The organism is Pantoea sp. BJFS-204 (genome assembly GCF_049310725.1).
GTDB lineage: Bacteria > Pseudomonadota > Gammaproteobacteria > Enterobacterales > Enterobacteriaceae > Pantoea > Pantoea agglomerans.
This window is the reverse complement of sequence record NZ_JBMOWE010000011.1, coordinates 58,121-82,274: the sequence shown is the minus strand read 5'-3', so window position 1 is coordinate 82,274 and position 24,154 is coordinate 58,121. Positions and strand designations below refer to the sequence as shown.

18 protein-coding genes and 6 pseudogenes are annotated in these 24,154 nt (G+C 47.9%); 9 read left to right on the top strand and 15 right to left on the bottom strand.

Going from position 1 to position 24,154, the window contains the following annotated elements:
* Positions 1–69 precede the first annotated feature (69 nt).
* From ACO6VX_RS21580 to ACO6VX_RS21570, 3 genes are all read right to left on the bottom strand, one after another.
* Positions 70–1,206 (bottom strand): DUF2971 domain-containing protein, encoded by a 1,137-nt coding sequence (locus ACO6VX_RS21580; protein WP_422431927.1) that lies wholly within the window; start codon positions 1,204–1,206, stop codon positions 70–72.
* A 272-nt stretch (positions 1,207–1,478) separates the two neighbouring features.
* A complete protein-coding gene (locus ACO6VX_RS21575; protein ID WP_422431929.1) occupies positions 1,479–4,088 on the bottom strand; it encodes an AAA family ATPase in 2,610 nt (869 codons plus the stop codon).
* Between the two features lie 405 nt (positions 4,089–4,493).
* A complete protein-coding gene (locus ACO6VX_RS21570; protein ID WP_422431930.1) occupies positions 4,494–5,684 on the bottom strand; it encodes a hypothetical protein in 1,191 nt (396 codons plus the stop codon).
* 614 nt (positions 5,685–6,298) lie between these two features.
* Here ACO6VX_RS21570 and ACO6VX_RS21565 point away from each other — a divergent pair.
* The 6 genes and pseudogenes from ACO6VX_RS21565 to ACO6VX_RS21540 all read left to right on the top strand — a co-directional run bounded on the left by ACO6VX_RS21565 (position 6,299) and on the right by ACO6VX_RS21540 (position 10,993).
* Positions 6,299–6,799, top strand: a pseudogene (locus ACO6VX_RS21565) (antirestriction protein ArdA).
* Between the two features lie 39 nt (positions 6,800–6,838).
* A complete protein-coding gene (locus ACO6VX_RS21560) occupies positions 6,839–7,027 on the top strand; it encodes a hypothetical protein (protein WP_422431932.1) in 189 nt (62 codons plus the stop codon).
* A 741-nt stretch (positions 7,028–7,768) separates the two neighbouring features.
* Positions 7,769–8,035 carry a DUF905 domain-containing protein gene (locus ACO6VX_RS21555; protein WP_422458293.1) on the top strand — a complete coding sequence of 89 codons (267 nt, stop codon included), beginning with the start codon at positions 7,769–7,771 and terminating at the stop codon, positions 8,033–8,035.
* Between the two features lie 73 nt (positions 8,036–8,108).
* Positions 8,109–8,954, top strand: a pseudogene (locus tag ACO6VX_RS21550) (ParB/RepB/Spo0J family partition protein); the annotation flags it as partial.
* A gap of 17 nt (positions 8,955–8,971) precedes the next feature.
* Entirely contained in the window at positions 8,972–10,123 is a 1,152-nt protein-coding gene (locus ACO6VX_RS21545; RefSeq protein ID WP_172607972.1) for a conjugative transfer relaxase/helicase TraI domain-containing protein, read from the top strand.
* Positions 10,124–10,195: 72 nt separating this feature from the next.
* Positions 10,196–10,993 carry a thioredoxin domain-containing protein gene (locus ACO6VX_RS21540; RefSeq protein WP_172607971.1) on the top strand — a complete coding sequence of 266 codons (798 nt, stop codon included), beginning with the start codon at positions 10,196–10,198 and terminating at the stop codon, positions 10,991–10,993.
* A 287-nt stretch (positions 10,994–11,280) separates the two neighbouring features.
* Here the strand turns inward: ACO6VX_RS21540 and ACO6VX_RS21535 are convergent.
* The 10 genes and pseudogenes from ACO6VX_RS21535 to ACO6VX_RS21490 form a co-directional block, all read right to left on the bottom strand.
* Positions 11,281–11,451, bottom strand: a pseudogene (locus ACO6VX_RS21535) (IS66 family transposase); the annotation flags it as partial.
* 11 nt (positions 11,452–11,462) lie between these two features.
* Positions 11,463–11,561: pseudogene (tnpB, locus tag ACO6VX_RS21530) on the bottom strand (IS66 family insertion sequence element accessory protein TnpB); the annotation flags it as partial.
* A gap of 70 nt (positions 11,562–11,631) precedes the next feature.
* On the bottom strand, positions 11,632–12,342 hold the full coding sequence (locus ACO6VX_RS21525) for a DsbA family protein (RefSeq protein WP_163640945.1): 711 nt from the start codon (positions 12,340–12,342) through the stop codon (positions 11,632–11,634).
* Positions 12,311–14,098: an ABC transporter ATP-binding protein gene (locus tag ACO6VX_RS21520; protein ID WP_163640947.1), complete on the bottom strand. Its 1,788-nt coding sequence runs from the start codon at positions 14,096–14,098 to the stop codon at positions 12,311–12,313. Before ACO6VX_RS21520 ends, ACO6VX_RS21525 begins: the two co-directional genes overlap by 32 nt.
* On the bottom strand, positions 14,091–14,948 hold the full coding sequence (locus ACO6VX_RS21515; protein ID WP_422431941.1) for a hypothetical protein: 858 nt from the start codon (positions 14,946–14,948) through the stop codon (positions 14,091–14,093). The genes ACO6VX_RS21520 and ACO6VX_RS21515 overlap by 8 nt, the downstream gene beginning before the upstream one ends.
* Positions 14,926–16,503, bottom strand: coding sequence for a type 2 lanthipeptide synthetase LanM (locus ACO6VX_RS21510; RefSeq protein WP_163640950.1), 1,578 nt, complete (start codon positions 16,501–16,503; stop codon positions 14,926–14,928). Before ACO6VX_RS21510 ends, ACO6VX_RS21515 begins: the two co-directional genes overlap by 23 nt.
* A 3-nt stretch (positions 16,504–16,506) precedes the next feature.
* Positions 16,507–16,692, bottom strand: a complete 186-nt coding sequence (locus tag ACO6VX_RS21505; RefSeq protein WP_122890088.1) for a hypothetical protein — start codon at positions 16,690–16,692, stop codon at positions 16,507–16,509.
* A 360-nt stretch (positions 16,693–17,052) separates the two neighbouring features.
* Positions 17,053–17,317, bottom strand: a pseudogene (locus ACO6VX_RS21500) (LysE family translocator); the annotation flags it as partial.
* 191 nt (positions 17,318–17,508) lie between these two features.
* Positions 17,509–17,598, bottom strand: a pseudogene (locus ACO6VX_RS21495) (hypothetical protein); the annotation flags it as partial.
* Positions 17,599–17,669: 71 nt separating this feature from the next.
* Complete coding sequence (locus ACO6VX_RS21490; protein WP_422432015.1) at positions 17,670–17,963, bottom strand: S24 family peptidase; 294 nt, start codon at positions 17,961–17,963, stop codon at positions 17,670–17,672.
* Between the two features lie 201 nt (positions 17,964–18,164).
* Here ACO6VX_RS21490 and ACO6VX_RS21485 point away from each other — a divergent pair, with 201 nt between their 5' ends.
* Both ACO6VX_RS21485 and repA read left to right on the top strand, forming a co-directional pair.
* Entirely contained in the window at positions 18,165–18,497 is a 333-nt protein-coding gene (locus ACO6VX_RS21485) for a hypothetical protein (protein WP_242460011.1), read from the top strand.
* Positions 18,498–19,027: 530 nt separating this feature from the next.
* Positions 19,028–19,963 carry a plasmid replication initiator RepA gene (gene repA, locus ACO6VX_RS21480; RefSeq protein WP_172607968.1) on the top strand — a complete coding sequence of 312 codons (936 nt, stop codon included), beginning with the start codon at positions 19,028–19,030 and terminating at the stop codon, positions 19,961–19,963.
* 974 nt (positions 19,964–20,937) lie between these two features.
* On the opposite strand, the gene ACO6VX_RS21475 is transcribed toward repA, so the two are convergent.
* Positions 20,938–21,603: a hypothetical protein gene (locus ACO6VX_RS21475; RefSeq protein WP_346544246.1), complete on the bottom strand. Its 666-nt coding sequence runs from the start codon at positions 21,601–21,603 to the stop codon at positions 20,938–20,940.
* Between the two features lie 440 nt (positions 21,604–22,043).
* Here ACO6VX_RS21475 and ACO6VX_RS21470 point away from each other — a divergent pair, with 440 nt between their 5' ends.
* Positions 22,044–22,652, top strand: coding sequence for a DUF2913 family protein (locus ACO6VX_RS21470; protein ID WP_346544247.1), 609 nt, complete (start codon positions 22,044–22,046; stop codon positions 22,650–22,652).
* A gap of 344 nt (positions 22,653–22,996) precedes the next feature.
* On the opposite strand, the gene ACO6VX_RS21465 is transcribed toward ACO6VX_RS21470, so the two are convergent.
* The gene (locus tag ACO6VX_RS21465; RefSeq protein WP_122460111.1) at positions 22,997–23,950 is read right to left on the bottom strand and encodes an Rpn family recombination-promoting nuclease/putative transposase; all 954 of its coding nucleotides are present in this window, start codon (positions 23,948–23,950) and stop codon (positions 22,997–22,999) included.
* Positions 23,951–24,154 lie beyond the last annotated feature (204 nt).

Sequence of the window (24,154 nt, the reverse complement as noted above, 5' to 3'; positions counted from 1 at the left end):
TCTTATTATTATCGGCAGATTATAGTGTAGATGAACTGCCGATAATAACGTGTTTAATCAATCATAATCTTAGGCTGTTAATTTATTGCTTGTGTATTTTTTAATCCCTGCGTAATTTTTTAATTTTTCAAGTTTTTCATCTTCGAAGGTTTCAGACATGTTGCTCATTGTCTTATCAATAGGGTTGGTGACAATACACCTTCTGCCTTCTCTAACTGTAATATCACCTGAAGAAGATAGTTTTGTTTCAAATATTAAGAAATCTCCACTTTTGCTGTAATATCTATTTGTTCTGAGAATGTGTTCTATTTTATCTTTTTTTGCTGTGTCAAAGTTTGGTCCAAATATTACTCCTAGAATCTCATTTGGTAAATGATGGTAAATTTTTTCCCTAGGATCAACTTTATAATTCTCTTTAGGCATGCTAGCTACGAAAGCTGGTTTTTGTTCACTAACGATAAATGCTCTCTTTTCATTCTCATAATGCCAAAACTTGTTTTTTATTAGTAGTTTATCTTGTATTAGAGTGTATTTATCAGCTGCATCTGCACATCTTAATAGAGGGATTGATTTATCTCCATCATCATAATCTACATCCAATACACTAATGGATTTGTAATGGCCAGAATATATATTTTCACTCAATTTAATTATGTCACTTTCAGCTTTGTATATTATTGCGCACCCCTTGAAACCGTCAGCGTAATGTGCCCACATCATGGGGTTTAAAGCATCTTTTGAAAAAGATACACTGAAAAACTTCATGTTAACACTTCTTGCAAGTAACTCTTTAAGTCCAAGCTTAAATGATTCAAGTCTAAACGCTAACGTTTCACCCTCCTTGGAATCTTTAATAAAACGACTATTTAGGAAAGGCGTTAGAAATATATCTAACTCAAATTTAATTTCTTTGAAGAACTCCTGAAGTGAAAAGAAATCAGAAGAAATACGTCGGCCTTTAAAAAATGAGTTGAGAGCCGGTACAAAATCCTTCTCTGAACAATAAAGATTTCGTATCTCCCAATTCTCAGATATCTTCGGAAGGCCCAATAATCGGTGCCACAATGACTCATCATCTTCAAATTCATAAAACGAGACAAGATCATTAGGATCGTTGAGTTCATGATTTGCTGAAAAATAAAGCTCGTTATACCTCAATGCTTTCTCAAGATAGATACCTGAGCGAAAATATTTAAATAGCGACATTTAATAAACTCCTTGAATTAAATGCTTTTTTAATTTCAGTATTATGATTAGTACTGAACCAATGATTTCATCGACATTCACACTTGATAAAATAATAGATGGTTTATCCAATGGAATAAATTTAAAAAATGTCAACATCAGTTTAGCTCGTTGAAGGCTTTCCACATCGCAGGCCCACTTCGAGCCAGATGCTGTAGTGGCCAACTTTTATCGACCACTTCATATGGAAGTTCCTCTGCAAAACCACATCAACAAAGAATTTAGACTTAATATTAACTCACAGCCTGATCGAGCTTTTCGATTGCATCTATCATGGCTTCTACTGTTGCCCTATCGAATTCTTCCCTATCGTTTTCATCATGAGTACCTTTATTGAGATATCGCCATTCACGTGATTCTCCGTTAAAACCGATCAAAATCTCGATGGGAGAAAAAACGGAATTTTTATCTGGCGCATTAAAATCGGCGCGGCCAATTTGTCTTTTCAATTGTTCTGATAGATTACGAAGCTCAATAGGTGCAGTTGCTGACCTCAGTTTTATACTGAGGTTACCGTCACCGTGTTTACTTAAATAACGCCACACCTTCCCCTTCATCAGAGATTCAAGTGACTGCCTGCACTTAGCTAACGCTTCCCTTATTTCATTACGCTCATAGTGGTTTCGTGCAGAAAGAATATAGTTCCTAGTAGCACAGTTAAAATCCACACAGATATGCGATTCGGCCTGACCTGGTAAAAAGCTGAAAGTCCGGCACTGTGCAGCTACTTGGGCAGGCAGTAAATTTTGTATGTCTTTGAAGAATTCTTCTCCGTGGCAGGCTAGAATTATTTGCTTATCTGCAAAAAAGGTCTCTTCAAAAAGCGTTCTTCGAATAGATTCCCTGTGATCGTCATCAATAGCATTGACCGGATCATCAAATATTAAAATTGGGCATTGCTCACTAATGTTTTTTGCCAATAAAATAGCCAAACCTATGCAGCGTACATGTCCCTCACTGAGCACATGTAGGGCATCAAAATATTGTGATGGATTGCTATGGAATGCTACCTCTAGCCGTTGATTCTGTATCAGGGGGAGCTTGATACTCGCGAGCTTTTCTCGAGGAGGGTCATTACGGTTGAATGAATTATAAAGAGTAACAATGCTGTCTCCGAGATTTGCAACCAACTGCTGAGGTAAACCGTCTTTATAAGCATTTAAATGCAATACGAACTGGGAGTAGGCTGCTGATATCTCGAGATTTTTTATTACTGCGAACTTCTCTAATTCAACCTCTTCAATAAGCTGCCTGTTTTCCGTGTCAAAATTATCAATCATCAACTGAGCTGTTGTGATGGCCCTTTCAATCGAAATTCTTCTAGTCTGTAATATTGTTATCTGGCGTTCTGAATCGCGTAGTTGCGTAAGCTTACGTTGACAAGATTCCCGTAATTCAGCAGTAGCTTCTGTTTTTTTATCTTCGTCTTCCAACTGCAATACCTGTTTCTCCAAAAAAGACCAGGGAGAGATGCCATCTACTGCTGGTTGACGCAGATTACACCACAAAGCTATGCCATTATTCTCACGGAATGTTTCGAGAACATTTTCATGAGGAAAGAACTGACAACAGGCGTCAACAATTTGCGAGATCTTGTATATCTTCTGGCTGATCGATTTTTCCAGTAGACCTATTTCTCCCTGTAAGAATGATAAAAACTCAAGCTTCAGCAATTCCTCACTGGAGTGACTATAGGGGTTTTTTGTGACTTGCTGGAGTGGTGTATGGCATGCAGGGCATTGTTCAGGACTGATACTCTTTAACTGAACGACTGCTTCGAACAATTTTTTAAAAGAAAGTTGCTGACTCTCTTCTGTCAGTTGCTTTTGTTTAGTATTCAGGTCGGCTAATATATTTTCAACAGAGCAACCTAATTCTTTCAATATCGAACAGGTTAGGTAACTCTTATTCGGAATAGGCGCCTGTAACTCTTCCTCAAGCTGCCGGATAGCTCCAATATTTTGCTCATTCCCTTTCAACTCGATTATCATCTGTTGGTACGACAGGCCCTCGCGATAGCCAGATGCCAGCATCTGTTCCTCAGAAACCACACCAACAAGATCTGTCTTACCCGTTTCAAGATGCTGGATAGCTCCCTCGAGTGTGCGGCGTTTTTCTGCTAACTGAGCGGCTTTTATTCCCATCTTATCGATATATTTGGCATCAATTTCCGTACTAAAATTTCTGACAAAATCACTGAATGCGTCCAGTCCGAATAAAGTCGAAATAAGTTCGGTTTGCCTTGCCGGAGCCAGCGCCGCAATTCTTGAAAAGCTATCGATGCGGTTTTTTTCTATAAAGAAAAAGCGGTGTTGTGCATCGTTATCTACAATCGCCACATCCTGCCCTTGAGTTCCAACACCAGTAATTACAGGTGCAGAAAACTGATTGACGTATGCATTTCTAAAATAGTCGGTTTGATTACGAAAGCGCTTATTTTCAGCCTCTGCAACGCTTCCCAGTAATGTATATTCAAGTGCTTCGCAGAAACTAGACTTCCCGGTACCATTGGGACCATAAATCAGAACCAAACGCGAATCTAGATCAAATTCCTCCTGTCTGGCAAATCCTCTGAACGGTCCAACGGATAGGCTTCTGAGCCGACTAAAGGCATAGACACGTTCAACGTTCTGCTCAGCCAGTGGCTGGACTTCCAAGCTAAGGGTCTCCCAGGCGGGCTGTGCTAGACCAACGATATGTTTGATCCGTTGGCCGTGTGCAGTACTTAACGGGATAATAGTATTTATATTATTCCACACAAGATTCGCCATTTTTCTGACATCACCATGTACATCTGCTGTATCTAAAGTTTGGAAAAATCGCAAAAATTCGTTGCTGAGCATCATAAATCCTTTTGACTTGTTTTTTCTCGTTGTGAGGCAATGAAAGAAGATAAACTTTCATTTTACATATTGACGTGATATGTAAAGCAAATGTTGATAATTTTAAACTGAACTACGATGAAGTCAGCATAAAATGATTTGCTGAGCTTCGCCACCAAAATAAGCATTTAAATATCAGTTCGTTGCTCATAGTATTCGTAATGCATAACGTAAAATCGAACGTGTCTATTCGTGATTTAGAGGTCGTTTACTACTCCGCTTTGCTAGGGCTATTAATAAGCTAGGGATGGATAATAAGTACTGCAAGCGGAGGTGTTCCGCTTTCCGCGTAGTAACATAAGAAAAAACTTTACGGTCCCGATGGTTTGAATAAAATTGAATGAGTTACATCTGTCCAATAGGTCATCATTCAAGAATTAATTCTGATCGAAATACATTTCCAATTTGCAATGTCGCATTTTTTTCGTCATCGTGAATAATGTTTTCTCCCATCATATCGACCCAATGGTTCCGTGATGGTTCGACCAACGCGTCAATGGTTGGTTGCTCTCTGAGCAGATCGATTGCGTCAATATTGATACCTTGTCTTACGGTAACTTTTGAAGTCTCTACACCACGAATAAAGATTGGCCTCGGCAATTGGAATGTAACCTCTCTACCGCGATAATGGCCCCCGAAAATGTGATGTCTCAAGTTGTTTTCCAGCAACTCTTCACGTGCGCGGCGGTCTCGATCTGCAAGGAACTCAACACGTTTTTTATCTTTTCTTTTTGTCGAGGGATGCATTGCTTCCGGTTTTCCGAACGGCGCGGCTACCGCCTCTGCAGTAGTTTCAAAGCCTGTAGACCGAAGCAGTTTGGCCATTACACCACGGATTGCAGCATCCTTTGCAAACTCCAATTCCCTCTCGGTAATTGTTACAGGATCTTGGGGGGATGGATCAATGACCTTTAGGTGACTTGGATTACCATCCTCAATACCGATGCTGAGGCCTGAGACCAATCTTTGGCCTGTGTGGGTGTGAGGGAATTTGATGGAAAGTTTCTGAGATATACCTGAATCAATTTGGCGATCCCTGAAAACCTCGCCAGATTGAGTTCCCTTACATTCTATAATATGCCAGTCACCATTGAGGTCTCGTATCACGAAATCAGGCGTCTTGTTTGGCCCTCGCTTTGCTGTTCGATGTTGATATGCGCCATGATTCGCACCGTAGCGTTGCAAAAAATAGCGGCCGTCGACAATATCAACCAATGGTAAATGTTTCATGAGCCAGACCATTGGCACTCCCATTCCGAAGTCATCACTCAGAATGGTTTTTTGATGCGCATCAAGATCTGCATAGCTTTTTGTCAAGCGAAGGTCAGCGTCATGGGGGGTGATCGCTGCTAAATATCTCACCCATGCCCAAAATTCTGCAAGCGAAACGCCAGTTACAGAAATCGGTGTTGTTAGGTAGCCGATCATCAGTAACATGGAATTGATGTTCAAATCGAAAGTTTTGGTGCCCGCAGTGAAAGTAGACGGGAAACTGGGAATCTTGCCAACGCCTGGCCAGCTATTAGCGTCAACATCAACGTCGATTTCACGGTACATTGAGAGTGCTCCTCACTGAAAAGTTGGGTGGTTGTTTTTACAGTAAATAAGGAATGACATAGTTATGCCCTCTTAATAGGGCATTTCGTGAAAAATAAGTTAAGAACAGTCTTTTTTTCGAACTTGTTCAATCCCACATTTATTATTTTAATAAATTGAGTTAAGTTTTTTTATCGGTTAATCACCAAAAAACTTTACCCACCTCAAAGTAATAATTTTTACCTGCACAGAATAAACAGTTTCATCCGAGCTGAGAGCGGACCGGAATTTACTTTGCATCACATAATGATGTCGTCGTGCTCCGCTTTTTATGCACGCCGTCGGCGTGCAGAAGATAAGGCTTCGTGCGTATAGCGGCTAGTGCCGTGCCTTCACTGTAGCCCGATCGCTTTGTGGTAAAGCGCGTCTCCTTCGCCCGTTCGCACTCCCTCCGCCACGTTTACTTCCGTCGCGCTTCCGCTCAGTTTTCGCGTCATCGCCGTGCGTAATCACGCCTCCGCTCGCTTGCGCTGCGGCCTCATCTTCACGCTTGACCACTGCGTCTCTTCGTCGGGCTGTCATTCAGGCACGGCATAGGCCGGAGCTGAGACAACTTTGACTGCGGAGGATTTCTTATGACATTTAGCGGACCAGCGGTATACGTCGGGACTTACCATAAATACAACTGCGGCAGCATTTTCGGGAAATGGTTTGATCTCAATGACTTTGAGGAAAAGACCGAGTTTCACGACGCGTGTCGCGAACTCCACGCCTCTGAAGAAGATCCTGAATTTATGTTTCAGGACTGGGAGGGCATTCCGTCTAAATTCGTCTCTGAATCCTCAATCGACTGGGATTTCATCGCGGCCTGGAAGCAGGCGAAAGAATAGGGCAGGTAAGACGCCTTTGTTGCCTGGGCGGATTACTCGGGCTAGTGTGATTTTGACGCATTTGATGATGCGTACAGGGGGAAGGCAGAAACGGAGGAAGATTACGCGTATGAGCTGGTTGAAGACAACGGCCTTCTGAATGACGTTCCGGAGCCGCTGCGCTCTTATTTCGACTATGAAGCCTATGCCCGCGACCTGTTCAGCAGCGGCTATGTACTGCACGACGGCTTTGTATTCAGCAACTGATGACGCCGGCAGGGGAAGCCCTGCCGTAAAGGAGAAAAAATGAAACTGTCACCACAAACCCGCGACATCCTGCGTCAGTATAAAGCCCTTGTGAATGCGCAGCGCCGAACCGACGGCCTGAAAGAGCTGAGGACGGAGGAGATCATGGATGAAATCTGTTATTTCATGACCTGTCAGAGTGCCGTTTACATCGGTGGCCACTTTATTCAGCAGGGCGGGAAAGGGTAACCAGCACAGTCAGGCGGTTCAGGCCGCCTGTCAGCCCGCCGAAAAACCTTCGCCTGCGGCGGCGGGGCGGGAAGACATGCGCCTGACGGCGCAGCCACCGCACCGCCGTTGAGTATGTGATCCATCAAAACGGCTTTCACTGCCATTTTCTCAGCATTGTTACGCATAGTCAGCGGCCAGTACTGCCGGTTTCACCCGTTTTATGCAGACAGTTTTTTGTCTCACCGGGCGTCCTGTCGGCTGTCATGCTTCGCACAGAGCCGGCGAGCCGTCTCTGCCCGGCCCCGTTCCGGGGCAGCGGGTTTCCATCCTGACGCAACACCTTCCGCTCACAGCAGCCGTTCCGGCTGCGCCACTCAGTCACGCCGTAAACAGCGTTCCATGTATCCCGCCATCACACACTGCGGGATGTAAGGGGCAACGTCGTTTCGCGCCCGCGCGTCACGCCGTTGCGGCGGGTTCCTCCTTTCCTCATGGGTTGTTTCGCCCGTATGAGTCCTTTCGCCGGGGCTGAGACAAGCACAAACCGTCTGGCTGTCCAGGGACGGCTGAAGCCTCTCGCCGGAAAATTTTTTATGTGGCCAAAAATTTTTCCGCTCGCTCCCGGACATCTGCGCCGGCCCGTGCTCGTTGCGCCCTTTGCGGCGAACGGCTCTCAAACGGGTGAAGGTTACAACCAGGGGAGCAAGCAGCAGTTCCCCGCAAAACGTCAAGACCGCGGCCCCGGCAACTCAACGGGTGATGGTTTTAAGGGAAAAAAGACAGGAGATATCAGTGGAACAGCCAGCAGTTGTGCGCTTACCGGATGACACCTATACGCGTGAGCAGGCGACGGCAATCGCTGCGCAGTACGCCAATGTTGCTATCGAAGACGATCAGGGTACGCACTTTCGCCTGGTCGTGCGTAAGGACGGCGACTTGGTCTGGAGAGCATGGAATTTTGAAGCAAACGCGGGTTACTGGCTGAACCGTTATATCGGTGATTACGGTATTCGCAAAGCGCAGTAAGCAGTTAAAAGGTGCCCTGCGGAGCAGCCACTCTGCAGGGCGAGACAGTCATTAATCTCATGAGGTATCAACGATGTCAGTAGCCAATGTTAAAGCAAAAGCCCCAAAAAAAACCAGCGTTAATAAAGTGAGCGACGCCGAACAGGCGGCGGTCAAAGCGGCGCTTGAAGCCGCGCCGGTTGAATACGCGCCTCTCTCCGTGTTCATCATGTCGCTGCTTAATGCCCGTACCATTCCGTATTCCACTGAAAGCGTTGAGAGCATGGCGGCAACCATTAAGTCGGTCGGCCTGTTGCAGAATCTGGTTGCCCACGAACTGCCGGACGGTGAACTGGCGGTGGCTGCAGGCGGCAAACGCCTTACTGCCCTGAATCTGCTGCTCTCACAACAGTTTCTGACTTCTGATTATCAGGTGCCTTTTAAACGCGTCTCCCCGGAAATGGCCGCGCTGGTTTCCTACATCGAGAATGCGCAGCGCAGTGATATGCATGCGGCAGAACAGATTGCCAGCTTCGGTACCCTGGCTTATCAGGGAAAAACCCCCGAGCAGATTGGTGCCGGGCTGGGCTACAGCACCCGTCACGTTCAGCGCATGCTGAAACTCGCAAACCTCGCGCCATCACTGCTTAAGCTGCTGGCAGACGATCAGCTGACGGTCGAGCAGTGCCAGGCGCTCTGCCTTGAAGACGATCAGGCCCGTCAGGTGCGTGTTTATGAAGAGGTGAAAGCAACGTGGTCTAACCTGCCCGTCAGCATGTTACGAAAGCTCATTACCGATAAAGAAATCTCGATCACGGATAAACGTTTTCTCTTCGTGGGTCGTGAAACATATGAAGCGGCAGGCGGTGTTGTGCGTGAAGACCTGTTCAGCCAGCAGGAAGGTGAGGGAACGGCTGATGCGGTTCTGCTGGAAACCCTGAGGGTGCCCGCAAGCAAATGAGTGGCGCACGGGCGTTTTATATCAACGTCTCGCGTGCAAAGGACCACGTTCAGATAATTACCGATGACAGAGATGGCTGGACAAAGACGCTCGGGGGCAGAAAAAACGCGCCGTCCACGGCGCATGACGCGCTGATGCCGGAGCCGGAGCGCGTTCAGGCCAGGCAAATCTGGGCGATGGGGCAGGCCGCGTCAAAAACGGCCATCGGTCGCGCGTTTCTGCGGTCAAACGGCCTGAGCGGCAGCCCGGTTACTGCCCGTATTATCCCACCGACGCGAACATTCCCTGAGCCTCATCTGGCCCTGCCGGTGTACGACGGTAACGGTAAAGCGGCGGGCCTGACGATGGTGCCGCTTCGTCCCGGCAGTGGTGAAGTAAGTCGGGGTACCGAAAGGCGGATTATCACTACCGGCGGACAGGCGGCGCTTTTGCAGAAAAGCCGGAACGGTGAAACCCTGGTGGTGAACACACTGGACGAGGCGCTCAGCACGGCGAGAAAGCATCCCACGTCCGGCATTCTGCTTAAAACCGGAAACGACTCGCCGTCACAACAGCTGCTAAAGATTTCAGGAGGCCTGGAGCCCGTAGCTGAAACGGTGGTAAGAGCAGCCGTTAATAGTGTGCAGAACACACCGCCCGTTCCGGAAGATACGGTGTCAACAGCGGTACCTGCCGACATTGGCGACGCTGCGGTCAGAGACCTTGTAAGGAGAGACAGTCATCAGCCTGACGTTCCTGTCGTCCCGGAGGCGCAGATTATGGCCAGTGACAGTCGGGCAGATGTGGCAGGAGAGGAAAAGCTTGCCAAAGACCTCAGTCGGGCTGCTCCACAGGAGATGACAGACAGTGAGAAATCTGAGATCCCAGATGCCAGGTCTGTAACGGACGAGGTGAAACTTGCCGGCCGGGTTCTGGAAGATACCCGGCAGGATTCTCCGGAAATTATCAGGATGCCGGAGGAGAGCCGGGAGCAGCCAGTACATTCGGGCAAGGGCGATACAGAACTGGCTACTGAGCTTTCAGCCGCCGCCCGGACGGAAAGAGAGATTGCGGCAGGTCTCAGCAGGCCGGTTCAGCATGATGCTCCGGAACGAATGCCACCCGAATTGTCACATGCACCCTCCAGGAACATTCAGAAAGAACGTTAAAAATCAGCGTGGCCGCACTCATTGTGGCCTCCTCACCTTCAGTCTGCTCCGGGCAGGCATATGAGATAAATCATGAAACAGACCCTTAAGATGGCCACCTTTGCGCTGGCCATGAGCTCCTCGTTGTTTTCAGTACAGTCCGGCGCGACCGGCGCGGAAACTTTTAGCCCCGAACAACAGGCCCGCATCGGCGAGATTGCGGCGGACTATCTGGTCGCGCACCCGGACGTGCTCATAGAGGTGAGCAAAAAGCTACAGGCGCGGCAACAGGCAATGCAGCAGCAGACTTACGTGCAGTCAGCGCTGAAAACACACCGGCTGCTGATGCAGCTTGATGGCGTTCCCGTGAAAGGGCCGGCTGACTCAAAGGTTATCGTGACTGAGTTCTTTGACTATGAATGTATCGCCTGCAGCATGATGGCGCCGGTGATGGAAAAGGTGATGGCTGCAAACGCCGGCGTGCGCTTTGCATTCCGGGACTGGACCATTTTTGCCGCCCGTTATCCGGAATCAGAGCAGGCATCACGCCGCGGCCTTAGCATTTACAGGAAACACGGCGCAGACACGTACATGGCGTTTCACAACGGCATTTACCAGACAGGGCATAACGAAGGGAAACTGACGGCAGAAGATATTGAGAAAGCCGCCGTTGCTGCCGGTGCAGGTAACGCTTCAGACGATAGTAATGCTGCCTCCGACCAGATTATTGAGAACAATGCTGACCTGGCTGAGATGCTGGGCCTTACGGGGACGCCGGGCATTATCGTGATGCCTGCTGAGAACGCCACACAGGATAACACCACGGTTATCCCGGGCGTGGTCAGCGAACAGGTTATGCAGCAGGCCATTGCCCGGGCAGAGAAAGGATAAAAAAGACCGGCCTGAGTCATAAAGGGCCAGTCATAGTATCCACAACGGAAAAGGCAAGGCCATCGGATGTACTTACAATCGCGCCGACAGTATCAGTGAGTATCGGCCATACCGCCAGAACCTTTACCCCATGACGGCCACGCCGCTCAGGCTGTTCGTTCCTCGCTCTGACCGCCCTGCCCATTGTATTGTTAAAGCGATCATTCGCGGTCGAAGGTAAGCATCGCATTTAGACCGTATTAACGTTCAAGCCGAGGTAAGGTCTACCTTCAATGGCAACAGATCGCGGACTCGGTTTTACGGACCGCCAGTCCCTCCTTTGCAGGGCTGCCACGTATCTCCGCTTCGATGGAGTACAGCTCACCGATGCGCTTCAGCGCCTCGGTGGTAATATCAGTTGGGGTGCGGACGTGAACGTCGTGGATTTTTCTACTGGCGTGCGACATACAGGCCGCTTCGATATAATGTAGCCGCGGCGACCACGGAAAATGAACAGGTGGCCGCCGAACGTGTCAGTGCTAAGCGTGTTCTGCACCTTTGATGCCAGGCCGTTGAAGCCGTTTTTCATATCAGTGATGCCGGAAACCAGCCAGATAAGTGAGCATGTGGGGAGATATCATCGGCTCCCTCCTTTCATTTCACGGATGAGCACCTGAAGCATTTCCGGCGACAGCTGGCTTTTTATTCAGCAGATACTGGATAACACCAGCATAGTCTTTCTCAAAACTCTCATCTGTGGAAGTGTCGAGCGCCATATTATTCACCAGATATTTTCCCCTAACGAAGAAGGCTGGCACGAATCTTAAGCCCAATTGCTCAGCCAGCCTGTCCTGGCGGTTTACAGAGGCAGTAATTTCTGTGGAATTCCATAGCGTTTTTATTTTATCAACAGAAATACCTTGATCAATAAATAATTTCTGAAGGTCAGTTTCACTTTGTACAGAGTGTGACTGCTGCATCGCCCTGAACAGAATAGGTGTCATTTCAGTCTGTTTATGAAGGAAAACTGCTACGGCCCAGGCACGGGTCAAATCACGGCCTGAAGCGCCAATTCTTGATGCATGATAACGTTCAAAGGTCGTACCATTAGGGAGTGAAGCAACAATAAAATTGTTAATATTGGATTTCATTTCGAAATAATAGCAGTGCGGACAGTTGAAAGAAAAATAGCTCAACACGTCAGGTACGCCCGTAACAGTATCAGGCAGTTCGAAATAATCTTTATCAGCGACGTATTCTCTTGCCTGTCCCGGCATCACCCAGAACATGCACATCAGCATCAGAATGCTTCTTATATCGGTGAGAAGGTGCATTATGTCAGGCCATTTCATCATTTTTATCTTCTCCATACTTATATTGTTCCCTTTGCAACGTCAGCAGAGAGTAATATTCCCCGCGTGCTTGTTCCAGTTCTGCCGGTGTTCCCCGTTCAACGATCTCACCTTTTCTGAGAACAATAAGGAAACTTGCGTGCTTCACCACGCCAAGACGATGAGTGACCATAACAGCTGTTTTGCCCTGAACCAGGGAAGAGAACTGACGGAATATTTCTGCTTCAACACGGGGATCCATCGCGCTTGTGGGCTCGTCAAGAATAACCAACTCTCCAGGAGAATACAGGGCACGGGCGAGAGCCAAACGCTGCCACTGGCCGCCCGACAGTTCCGTGCCAGCATATTCCTTACCGATCAGGGTGTCTGGTGTTGTCCCCGCATCAAGTAAAAAACGGGCTTTTGCACAGGCATTTTGAAAATCCCGCTCTGTTTCCGGGGTAGTAATATGAGTGAATGTGACATTTTCTTTTATACTGAGATTATAGTGTCCAAAATCCTGAAATATAGCACTAAGGCGGCGGCGCCACTGCTGAATATCAATTCCGGCGATGTCCTTGCCGTTGCAGGTGATGCGCCCCGATGTTGGACTATAAAGTCGGCAAAGCAATTTCATCAGCGTGCTTTTACCCGCGCCGTTTTCACCCACTATAGCGAGATGGTCGCCAGCGCGAAGAGTGAGATTAATGTTTTTCAGTACGAAATTGCCTGGCTGATATGCAAATGACACGTCTTCAAACCGAATCTCTTTTATCGGCTCCAGCCATTCTTCTTTTATGCCCAACTTAGGTATGTCAGCTACGGCCTCGAGAGACTTTAGCCGAGCAAAAAAACCAAAACAGACACCCACACTAGCAAAAGAGTACACCATCCATTGACAGGAAAGACCAAAGAAGGAAATGGACTGGATAGTCCCCAGTAACCCTCCTACAGTGATTTTCCCGGTTGTGAGATAATTTACAAACCAGAACATCATGCCCAGTGCACAGATCAGGTAAAGCAGATTCCAGGGCTGCGGACGCATCAACTGTTTCTTTCGTACCTTATTGAGTTCGTCTTCAAGTTCATTGAAAGCTTGTTGATGTTTATCAAGGAAAAAAGCGGAAAGGTTAAAGAGCCGTATTTCTTTTGCAAGTTTCACGTCCAGCAAAACGGAGAGAAAATATTTGATCCTCCTCGCAGGCATCCCTTTCCCGAGCATCGCTTTGAAGATATCTATCTGCGAATACGCTACAGCGAACGTCACGGGAATGAGCGGGAGCAGGAACGCCAGCGGCAGCCACCATACTACTGAAGCCAGAACCAATGAAAGGCTGAGCAGCGTCAGGGTCCCTCTAAATATATCGATCAGATTGACCAGCAGGTTGAGCGGGCGGTGCGCCGCTTCACGGGACAGTACTTCCAGGTCGTCATGAAGTTCAGGAGATTCAATCAGCATTAAATCATCAATGCGGCAGGCTGCCTCCATTATTTTCCTTTGTGTCAGAAAAGTAGCTTTGGAGTTAAGGATACTCTGTAGTGTGCTGATAATCGGCGAGAGAATCCCGGGGATGACGAAAGTCAGCGCCCACAATATGGCAATGGTTGTTAAACCGGTACGATCATCACTGCTGATGACGTTTCCAAGATGGATACTTGTCATCACACTCAGCGTCGGCAGGAGACCCTGAATTGTGATTAAAACCATAAAAAGCAAAGAAAGCTTCGGAGACGAACGAAGCAGCAGAGAGACCGAATATACTACCAAGATTATCTTATCTTTTATCTTATACATTATAATTCTCCACTGTAATGGGGTTACCAGACGCGTACACAATGATTTCATCAAAATGCAGAGGTGCACATATATTCATTAATAGGGCATCCTGTTTCTCATTTCGGTAGTAAGATGAGATCATTTTTACACGGTAATAGTCGCCTCTATGCACACACGCATTTCTTATTTGATATGAGTCGAGTGTTTTTCCATCGGGTGTGGCAATAAATTTCATCTCTTGAGAAAAAACACTAAGTGATTTAACAGATAGATTGAACTGATTCAGCCCGATTATCCTCTGACATAGAGATGGATATGTTAACCAGGAATGGCGACTAGCATGAAAGTTATGACAGATGACAATTACTTCCGGATAGTTATTACTGAGAATGACGCAAAGCTTATCTGCCATGGCTTTCTCCCGCTGTTCGGGCGTAGCACTGCTTAAGACCTCATTGTTAGCCGCATCAAATTTCAGCAACTCAGATAAAACCGATCCGGCAGGACTGTTCAATATACTCAGCGCAGAGATATAGCCCCTCTGTCGCGTTGTCGTAAGCGGCAGATCAATGCCGAAAATATCTGCATCTGGAGGCAGATTCATCAGCAACATCCTGAATTCAAGAGATCTCATCCACCAATAGGTTGATGAAGCAAGAAACTTCGCCATTGCAGTACTGCTCAGAGAATGTCGTTTCAGTGCAAACAAAATAAGATCAATAGTAGGACATTCAACAACCACTGCCACAGGCCCACGCTGAGACATTAAGTTTATATATGTTTGTCTCATCAGCCAGGATTCATCAGAACCATGGCTGTTCTGCCCAAGGAAAGTAATCGTACGATTATCGTGTGCCGAGATGAGCATGCATGCTCCTGACGATAAGTTCACGCTGCCTGATAAGATAAGAGGCAGGCAGAAGAAAATTGGACTTAATCTGCTCAAGTGGAGTCTGAGTCAGGAAGTCTTTAATAACTTTACCATTAGAATCGAATAAAGACTTAGTATTGCAACGAATATAAAATATAGGAATGTCGAAGTTTTTAAGGCATTGAGCTTCATAATTAACAAGTGACTTAAAGCGTGGGTGCGCACTTTCATAAAGAAGATACTCATTAATAAGTGACGGGAAAGCAGTATCAATGGTGCGGCTTACATCAGGATGTATGATCTTATTGATCACCAACATATAATAGGCTGTCGTCCTGATTAAATATCTGGGTTTAATTTCATCATGTGCCGTAATACAGGCAAGAATATCATCTGACTTTTGTTTAATTTTCTCATAGGACTCTTCATATCCTTGGATAACATCCGGGACATATTTCAGGGACTGGACAGGCTTCCCTTCAAAGTGAGGATAGTTTTGGGTTTTTTTAATGAAACCGTGTTCATAGCGTACCTGAATGCGTTCACTGGCGTCGTTAAGTGCATGGGGATGTGTATAAGACTGAAATATGTTAGTGGCCGCCGTCAGAGCCGATGTGTGTCCGATGCCGTTAATTACTACCTCCTCGCTCTGAAGTAAGCCACTCTGATATACTGAACGTTCAAGGTCAGGGTTATCTTCAAAGTAATACTGAAAGCTGGTTTCTGCATCTATCAGGAAAACACGATTTTGATCAACAATGAAATTGTCGAAATGGCAGTCATTGATATTTAGCAGATCGACTAGTGCCAGGATATTTCCATACTGCCGGTAAACATCCCGGGCTTCACCCAGAGAATGAAGAGGGCGATTATCTATGTAAGCCTGCCACAAATGTGTGTTCCTGCTCAGAGTCTCAGGGCAGACTCTTTTCATGCCGATAATCTCACAAATCTCATTGAGTACTGACTCTATACACGAGTCTCTTGGTTTATATATAATACGTTGATCATTCAGAGTTAAAAGAATCGGCTGCTGCCCATTTTCATGGCGGTCTCCGCCAAGAATTTCGATTGAACTTGCACAGGTAAGGGCTTGAATACCGAAAATTTTCTCAAGTAAGTTGAAATCAGCATCAAGACGGTCAAGAAAAAGGGACAAGTTACCGAGGGTACTTGCACAAATATGTGCAGCGAGTTTCTCAATGTATGCATTTTGTTTTGAGATTGACGAACGCCAGCTTCCATCACTGTTCTTGAAGTAATGAGTATAACGGTCAGTTACTGAGGTAGGCTGTAAGCTCAGCCAGATATCGAAGGAAATAACAAAATCTGGTAAATAAATCTGATCTAGAGTTTCACCGATGTGAGTTAGAACTGCGCTGTAATCAACATGAGTCAGATTGTGCGCTGATAATAGCTCATTAATTTTCAAATGAAAATTTTCAAGATGAGGAAAATACAAATATGCTCTATGTGGCTCTGTGACATTATATTTCATCTGAGATTCCCAAACGAAAAGTGGCACTGCATAGAGTGCCACTTGTTGTGCCATCACTCAGCTAAAGAAATCTGCTGAAACTTCTTCCAGTTCCTTGATGAGGAAATCCTCTGCACTGATGAAGCCACCACCACCACCGCCACCGCAGTCACAGGTACCACTGGCGCAGTCCCGCCCGCTGTTTGCCATATAACCACGGATTTCTGAAATTTTATCAGGTGCTACTTCTACGATACGTTCCATTTAAAACCTCACTTTAATAAGTTGAAATGGTGAATTAAATTACCTTTCGCGAAGTACTGCATGTGTACACGGAAAATATAATTATCCGAATAACGATAATAGGTCATCTTTTTTATGCTTATTGAATCCAAATTAAACCGCAAAACTATTAATAAATCCTTTATTGACAAAAACTTACCAAATTGAAACTAAATGTAACGATGGCCCTAATGTCAATATTTTCTTAACGTTGAATACAAATATCAAAACTACTTGAGTGTTAAATTATATATAAATCAAGATGTTATAAAGGAATCGTTAGCAGCGCTTGACGAGGCTACTATGTACCAAACACGGGAATTTACAGCCAAACCCCGACTCTCTCGTGCTCATAGCAAGTTTAGCCGCGAAGCATAAAAAATAAGCCCCCTGTTGCTCTTTCCATCACCCGGATAACGCGACTTTTCTTCAATACGGCTGACGCAAAATATATGGATAAAATAAGTGTGACGGACTATATAGTCCCAATCGCCACGTGGATGCTGACTAGGATAAAAGTCCATATCAAGTGTGAGTGACCGGCGGGTATGAACTGCGGCAATAAAGATACATAAAAAATACCCATTTTGGAATTGAGCACATACCCCCTTCGTTTATACGATTATTATCGATAAAGTGAATCTATGAGTCTGAATACATGCAATATCGTCAGCTTTTCGCTGTGAGTTCAACCGATGGGTGAAACACACTTATTAAACCGCACTGCGGGGGATCCAATTCATCAAACCAGAAAATTGAAAAGCAACAAGCTAACTATCACTTCTCACCACTCAGATAATTATTGTTGAGCACCACCACCGGTTTACCGCGCAGGTCGGGACGGAACAGAGGCTCGCAACTCGCATAAAACGAGTTAACGTCCGCCAGTCAGAACATAGGCAGCGCCATAACTACCTCCTGCGCGCTTTATGTACTGTTGAAGAACCCGGTAAAGGCGCTCAGCAGCCGCAGCTCCTCCGGATAAATGACGGAGTATGCCGGATTCTTCGGCAGGAGAGCAGGGCGGGAATGAAGTTGCAGGCGCTTAAAGTAAATTCGCCGTTCACCTCGGCGATGACGATGTCCCCGTGCGAGGCCTCGTCTGCGCGATAGACCGCCATGACGTCGCCATCAAACAGCCCCAGTTCCTGCATGCTGCTGGCGCGTACAAAAAACGTGGAGGCGCGCCGGCGGATGCAGAGCTCGGTGAGATCACGCTCACTTTTAACATAGTCTGCGGTCGGCGTGGGGATGCCTGCCGCGCATGGATTTGCTTAGAGGGGGCACGCGTAACTTGGGCTGAAAACTGGGGGCCAGAGCAGCCTACGTGAAGTGGCTGCAGCGATCGAACTGGCAGACAGGGCGCTGGATACTGATATCAGCCTCAGCTGGGGATTTATGCGAGACTGAGCAGAAAGCGTAAAGTCCAGAAGGCCCGGAGGGAAACAGATTGAATGTCTGGCTGGCTGGTCAGTTATCAGGAGGAGGTGGGAAGCACCTCACACGAATATCACATGCTGCTCAGCGGACAGGATTTTACGCTGGCCGAAGCCGCATGCGAAAAGATGGGCGAAAACTGGTGGCCACCGGAACGTCCCGTCTGCTCACAGGGGTGCTACTGGCAGTTTGATCGGAGCTGTGTCTGGCTCAAAAGCATCGTTCTGCTTGATGAACGTGAGGCAGAGACGCTGACGGCCACGCCGCTCAGACTGTTCGTTCCTCGCGATGCTGCGGTACGCCTCAGCCTGACCGCCCTGCCCATCGTATTATTAAGTGATAATTCATGATTGCAGCACAGCCTGCTACTGAAAATCAGGAAATACATCTCCCAGATCTTCCTCCGGGTTACATCGTCCCGCCAGACGCGTAATTTGGATTAAGTCAGGCCGCAGATGCGAAGACGTTCAAAATAAAGTTTATTAGTGAACTTTTTTTATCCATACGATTCGAGCTATGCGCAAACTGTGCTGGATTTAAACGGGTGAGATGGGTATTCTTTTCAGAATTCGCCGGGCGGCGATCCTTTTTAGATCCTTATCGAATACTGTGGTGGTTGACGATGAGGATTTGCAGTAAACCTGTGGCCGGTCATGCGCGGCACGGGAATAAATTAACCGGATAGGACGTATCCGTTAAAACGTCCAGGGTATAGAGTCTACGGTTTACCGTACTCTGAATGCAAAAACCCCCCGAATCTGAGATCAACTTGGCGGAAGAATCAGAATCAGGGGGTCCAAAAGCAGGCGCAGCGCCTGTAAAGGATTATAACGCATGCTATTCATAAGACAACCCCTGCACGCCATAAGTTTGGGACAGGGTGAATGACCGCATTTTAATCGGGATAAACAGCCCGACTTCAGAAAATGACAGACGTCGCCGCGGCGATCATGATGTCACCTGCAAATGCCCTGAACCCCGGTGGTTCGCACCTGATGACTATCGCCCGCTTCCGGGTGAGTTTGGCCACGCCATGCGTCGTCTGGTCGTCAAAGAGAAGAGCAGCGGTAAATGGAAGCTGCGTTTCCGGCCGTCACTTCATCCTTACTTCACGCAGTACCGTAAAGCTGCAGGTCGCGATCGGCATTTCCGTCCGGAACGGCGTGCGCTTATTGATGCATTATTCCCTCTGCTTGTTCAGCGTGCCGACATGGCCACCTGGGTTGTGACCGCCAATGTTAACCGGCTGGCCAGTGAACTCAGCCCGAAAGACAGTGAAGGCAATGTCATCCCCGAAACCCGGGTAGAACCCTGCCGGCTGTCGCGTCTGTTTCCGGAGCTGGCCCGATTTGGTCTTATCGAAATGCCTGATCTGGAATGGGACCCGATTGAACAGTACTGGATGCCCCGGCATATCATTCTCACGGAACGTTTCTGGCAGCTGTGCGGCGTTAACATGGATAAGCTGCTTCTGCAGCGAAATCAGCGCATCGAGGCTGAAGAGAAAGGTATTCTCGAACCCGGTACGCGTGACTCCGTCAGGGCCGCCCGTCGGCGCTGGTATGAAAAAGCCCGTATAGCGACGCTGCTGAGTCGGCGCGAGAAGGCAGTACGGGGGAAAAGGCGCAATAAGCTGGGCAAGCTCCCCCTCGATGAACGGCGCAGCACGATGGCCAGCTGGCTCATTCGCACACGGCCGAACCACGAACTGATCAATCTCGACGCAGACAGTTTTGATCGCCTGGTGTGGCAGCATCTTAACCAGCTGGAGCTGGGCCTCGGCTACGAGCCTGCACCTCCCGACGTCGTTCACTGACGTTTCCCGCACGATTTTAACCGCCTTGACTGGCGGTAAAGTCGTTTGTGCCGCGTAACTGACGCTCTGTTTTTCTCCCCGCAGCCGCGCCATTCCGACCCCGCAACTGACATAAATACAGCTTTTCGGGGGCTGTCTTTTTTTACTCACAGTTACCCGCAATTGGAAAATTGACCTTACCTGCAAGTGAGTCTGAGGTTACCCGCAAGACATTCCTGACCTTCGGTCAGTAAAAAAATAATCAAAAAGAAAATAAGGTTTTCAGTCCGACCGTTCAGAGGATAAATAATGAGGCCTTCGCTTGCAGCGGCCGCAGGCGTCCGCGCCGCTCAGAATCTGGAGTAGCTCCCGCCTTCGGCGGGCATGGTAGAGACTAATAGTTACAACACTCATAAAGACTTCATAGAACTGCATCAGAGCAGACCTGAAACCCCGAGCCCGTATCAGCCAGAACCCGAGCCGTCCTGAAACTCCGAGTGCCCATTAACAGGCCGCCCCCGCCCCGGCCCTCCGGGCCGGAACAGGAGTGGCTGATAAATGGGTGTTGTAACTAATTAAATTTTCATTGCTTTAAATGGTGCCGCTGATTCTATCTTTCGTCTTCGACCGTCCGGCTGATAAACTACTGACAGGCCGCTGTTTAAACGGCGTCTGGCAGGACGGGGTTGGATTTTTGCCACCATCCGCCCTGTAACCGGCTCTGCCGGGCTTACGGCGCCCGAAGGCAGTTGAGCCGTCCTTAACCGTTTCTGGCGCCTCCATGCCGCTGACGCGGCATACAGAAACAGGTATGGAACTTAGTAAATGCCTTGAGATCTCGATATCACATCTTTCCACTGCATATATCTGCTCTGCATCATTCCCGCGTCAGCCTGAGTCCGTTGACGTTGTTCCTGATGGTTACAAGTCTTCTCAGTTTTGGATTCACCATTACAGAGTCCTCAGAATATGAGCGTACAAAGCCCAAAACCAGTTCACCTGCCTGCGCCCTCAAGCGTAAGGATTTGTGCGTTAATTATTTCACTGTATTTTTCAAGTGAACTTATCTTTTCTCGCAGAGAACTGACCTCAGCCTCATACCTTGAGGCCAGTGAGCAGTGTGTAGCAAATACATCGTAGTCCTGTTTTTCTTCACACTGTTTTTTATGCGACCCTGCATTCGCACTAATTTCACGTAACGATGCCTGGGCTTCATCTATCTTATTATTATTAATCGAGAGTTTATCGCTCAGCTCTCTGATTTTGCTTTCTTTTAAGTCAACCTGACGCTGTCTGTCATCACTCCCGAGCTCATTAATCGTATTCCTCAGGTTCTGGTTTTCTTTTAAAAGCTCCGTATATCGGTTTGTCAGCGTGTTCAGGCTTTCATTTAAAACGACAGACATTGCAGTGACTTTCTTTTGAACTTCATCGTCTCTGCTGGCCAATGCCGCGTCATGCCGGGCCTGAAGCAACTCCAGATTTTTGTGCAAAAGCTGGTTCTCATGATTCAGTCTGTCAGATCGGACATTCATCGCGCTGATGACAGTTACGTTCAATGCTTCATAAGCAATACCCACACCAAGAGTGAGGAATATCAGGCAAGAGGAGATAGGATGATCTTTAAGCCGCGCCGGAAGCCATTCATTGAGATTAAACATGCAGAATTTCTAATGATTAAAGAGCTACCAAATCTAACAGATACTACTAACTGAAAAAACACCATCCATTAAAGTTCGCAGGCAATGAATGAGTTAACTTTTGCTGCTGCATGTGTTCCTTTCTTCGCAGCTGAAGCCAGATCGAATAGCTGACTGTTTTCCAGAAAGGAGTAACTTAAGGGGATCCGTTTCCTGAGATATAAGGAAGAGGTGGGGTAACACAATATGTCAGGCAATAACCGGCTGTGCAGCGCTACCGTTGCCATTTGACGATCGAACACTCTCAAATGTCATACGGTGCCTTCATACCGCTACGCGCCATACAGAGCGCAATCTTTGGTGAGTTGCCAATCGCTATGTAAATTTACCCGTGCACGATTTATTGCCTGGCGAAGCACGGTTAGAATAGCGAATATGATTCATAAGAAGGACAGACTGCAGTGACGCTGACACAAAAATCGGGTCATCTGGCCTGGTGTGCTCTGGCAGCCCTTGCTCTTGCACGTCAGGACGGTACCGTTTTTTCTGCTGCTCAGGAAAATCTCTTTCTGACACGCTGGCTGGCAACCGCCCTGAAGCAGCGCCGCTTTTCGCGTGAGGTGGCACCCGATATTGAATGGCTGCTGAAGCAGGGGCGCCAGTATGGCGTTGCCGCAAAGCTTGCCGGCAAGCTTGACTACCTCTGGCGCTCATGTACCGGCAAATTATCCCAGCAGAGTGATCTGTTCCGGCTGACATATGCCTTGGAGACGGCGAAAGATATGTGCTGGGCTTATCGGCTGCTTAGCGACCGGGAGTGGTCGGGAAGGCACTCCGCTATTCTGAACGCTGGCGTAAACGGAATTTATCTGTCCCGGACCAGTCTGGATGCTGCGTTTGACGACGACGGCCAGCAGGTCACACCGGTGATGGCGCGACTGACCGGGCGCGTGCAGGGGCTGGAAACGCTTCTTAACCGCTGTGGATGGCTGATGGCCGTGGATGGGCTTTCCGGGCTTTATGAGCTGACTGCAGAAAAAGCTGAAGAAACAGTTACAAAGGAAAAATGATCGCAGCGAATGCTCTCTTCAGTTGACAGTAAAACAAGGTTCACTGACTACAGTGGATGTCTGTCGCAAGCAAAAGCTAAATACGAAACGTGAAGCGATGCTGCCGGTGCTCAGAGTGCATCGCGGGTCCTTTCACTACGTGTGCAGGGCTGCTCCGTGTGCACGGGCGAGACTGCTGATAAAGGACATTATGGCGGCCTCATTTCCGATTAAACGCTTCAGAAGCCGCGGATATTACTGAAAGTACAGAATGGATTGGATATCACCGAATGGCGGGGCAGTGAGATAACAGGGGGATGAGCTTGACGGCTTAGCAGCACGGCCGGAAAGACTAACGGAATTCGTCAGTGGCTGATTTGTACCAAATCGTCTTCCATCAGGCCGGTCATTTTCATGATGGTACTGCGATCGATACCGTTCTGCAGCATGGTACGCGCAACTTCGAGTTTGCCTTCATTTCGGCCTTTTTCAATGCCGCGCTGTTCACCCAGCTGAATACCTTGCTCGATACCCTTCTCAATGCCCTTCTCAATGCCCTTTTGCTCAAGCTGCTGTGCGATGGTCATGAGTGCGTCTCCGTGTTGCGGCACACGCTGTGCCAGTTCGCGTACAAAGGCTTCGGCGTCTGATGTTTCGCCTGCCTGTAAAATATAGTGTACCAGCGATATCACTTGTGATGAAGAAAGATATCCGGCCAGCAGAATGGGGGCAAGCCTGTCCACCAGTTCAGCCAGGTCCCGCTGGTGAATATGCTTCTGCAGCAGGGTCAGGGCAGCCATACTGCGATGGTCCGCGATTTCATCATCCGGTATGACCGTGACATCCACCAGGGGAAAGGCACTGCCATAGAGGTTTTCCGCCAGCGCGGGGTCATCAAATTCATCGAGCCAACGCGTTGAGTAGGGGTAAGGGCTGCGCCTGCCGGTATAGAACAGCACCGGTATCACCAGTGGCAGCTGTTTATGGCCAGCCTCAAGGTGCCGCTGCATGGCGGCAACAGCGTACCGCATGAGCCTGAACGCCATATGCCTGTCAGGGGAGGACTGATGTTCGACCAGAACATGTATGTATCCATCGCCTGCTGTGGTCTTCAGGCTGTAGAGTACGTCGCTGAAATATTGCCGGAGATCGTCCTCAACAAATGAACCGGATTCGAGCTTCAGCGTACTGAGGTCACAGATAGCACGCAGCTCTGTGGGCAGATGGAGTTGCATGAAGTCACGGGCGACATCTGGATGGGTCAGAAACTGCCGGAACGTGGCATCGTGAGGAGTTGGTGTGCGGTTTTTCTTCTTCATCAGTCCCGGCTCTGAAAAATAATCGCTGTATGTTACCACAGGCAGAAATCCGTCTGCATTGATGGTGAACGGATCTGTCACTCCTGCAGGTAGCCGTTCAGATTATTTTTAGTGTTTACGGGCACACTACTTCATCGCGCGATCGCTAATAATCGAAGCATAATCATTCTTCCTTGCAGGTCACAAAGCCAGAGTAGTGATAGG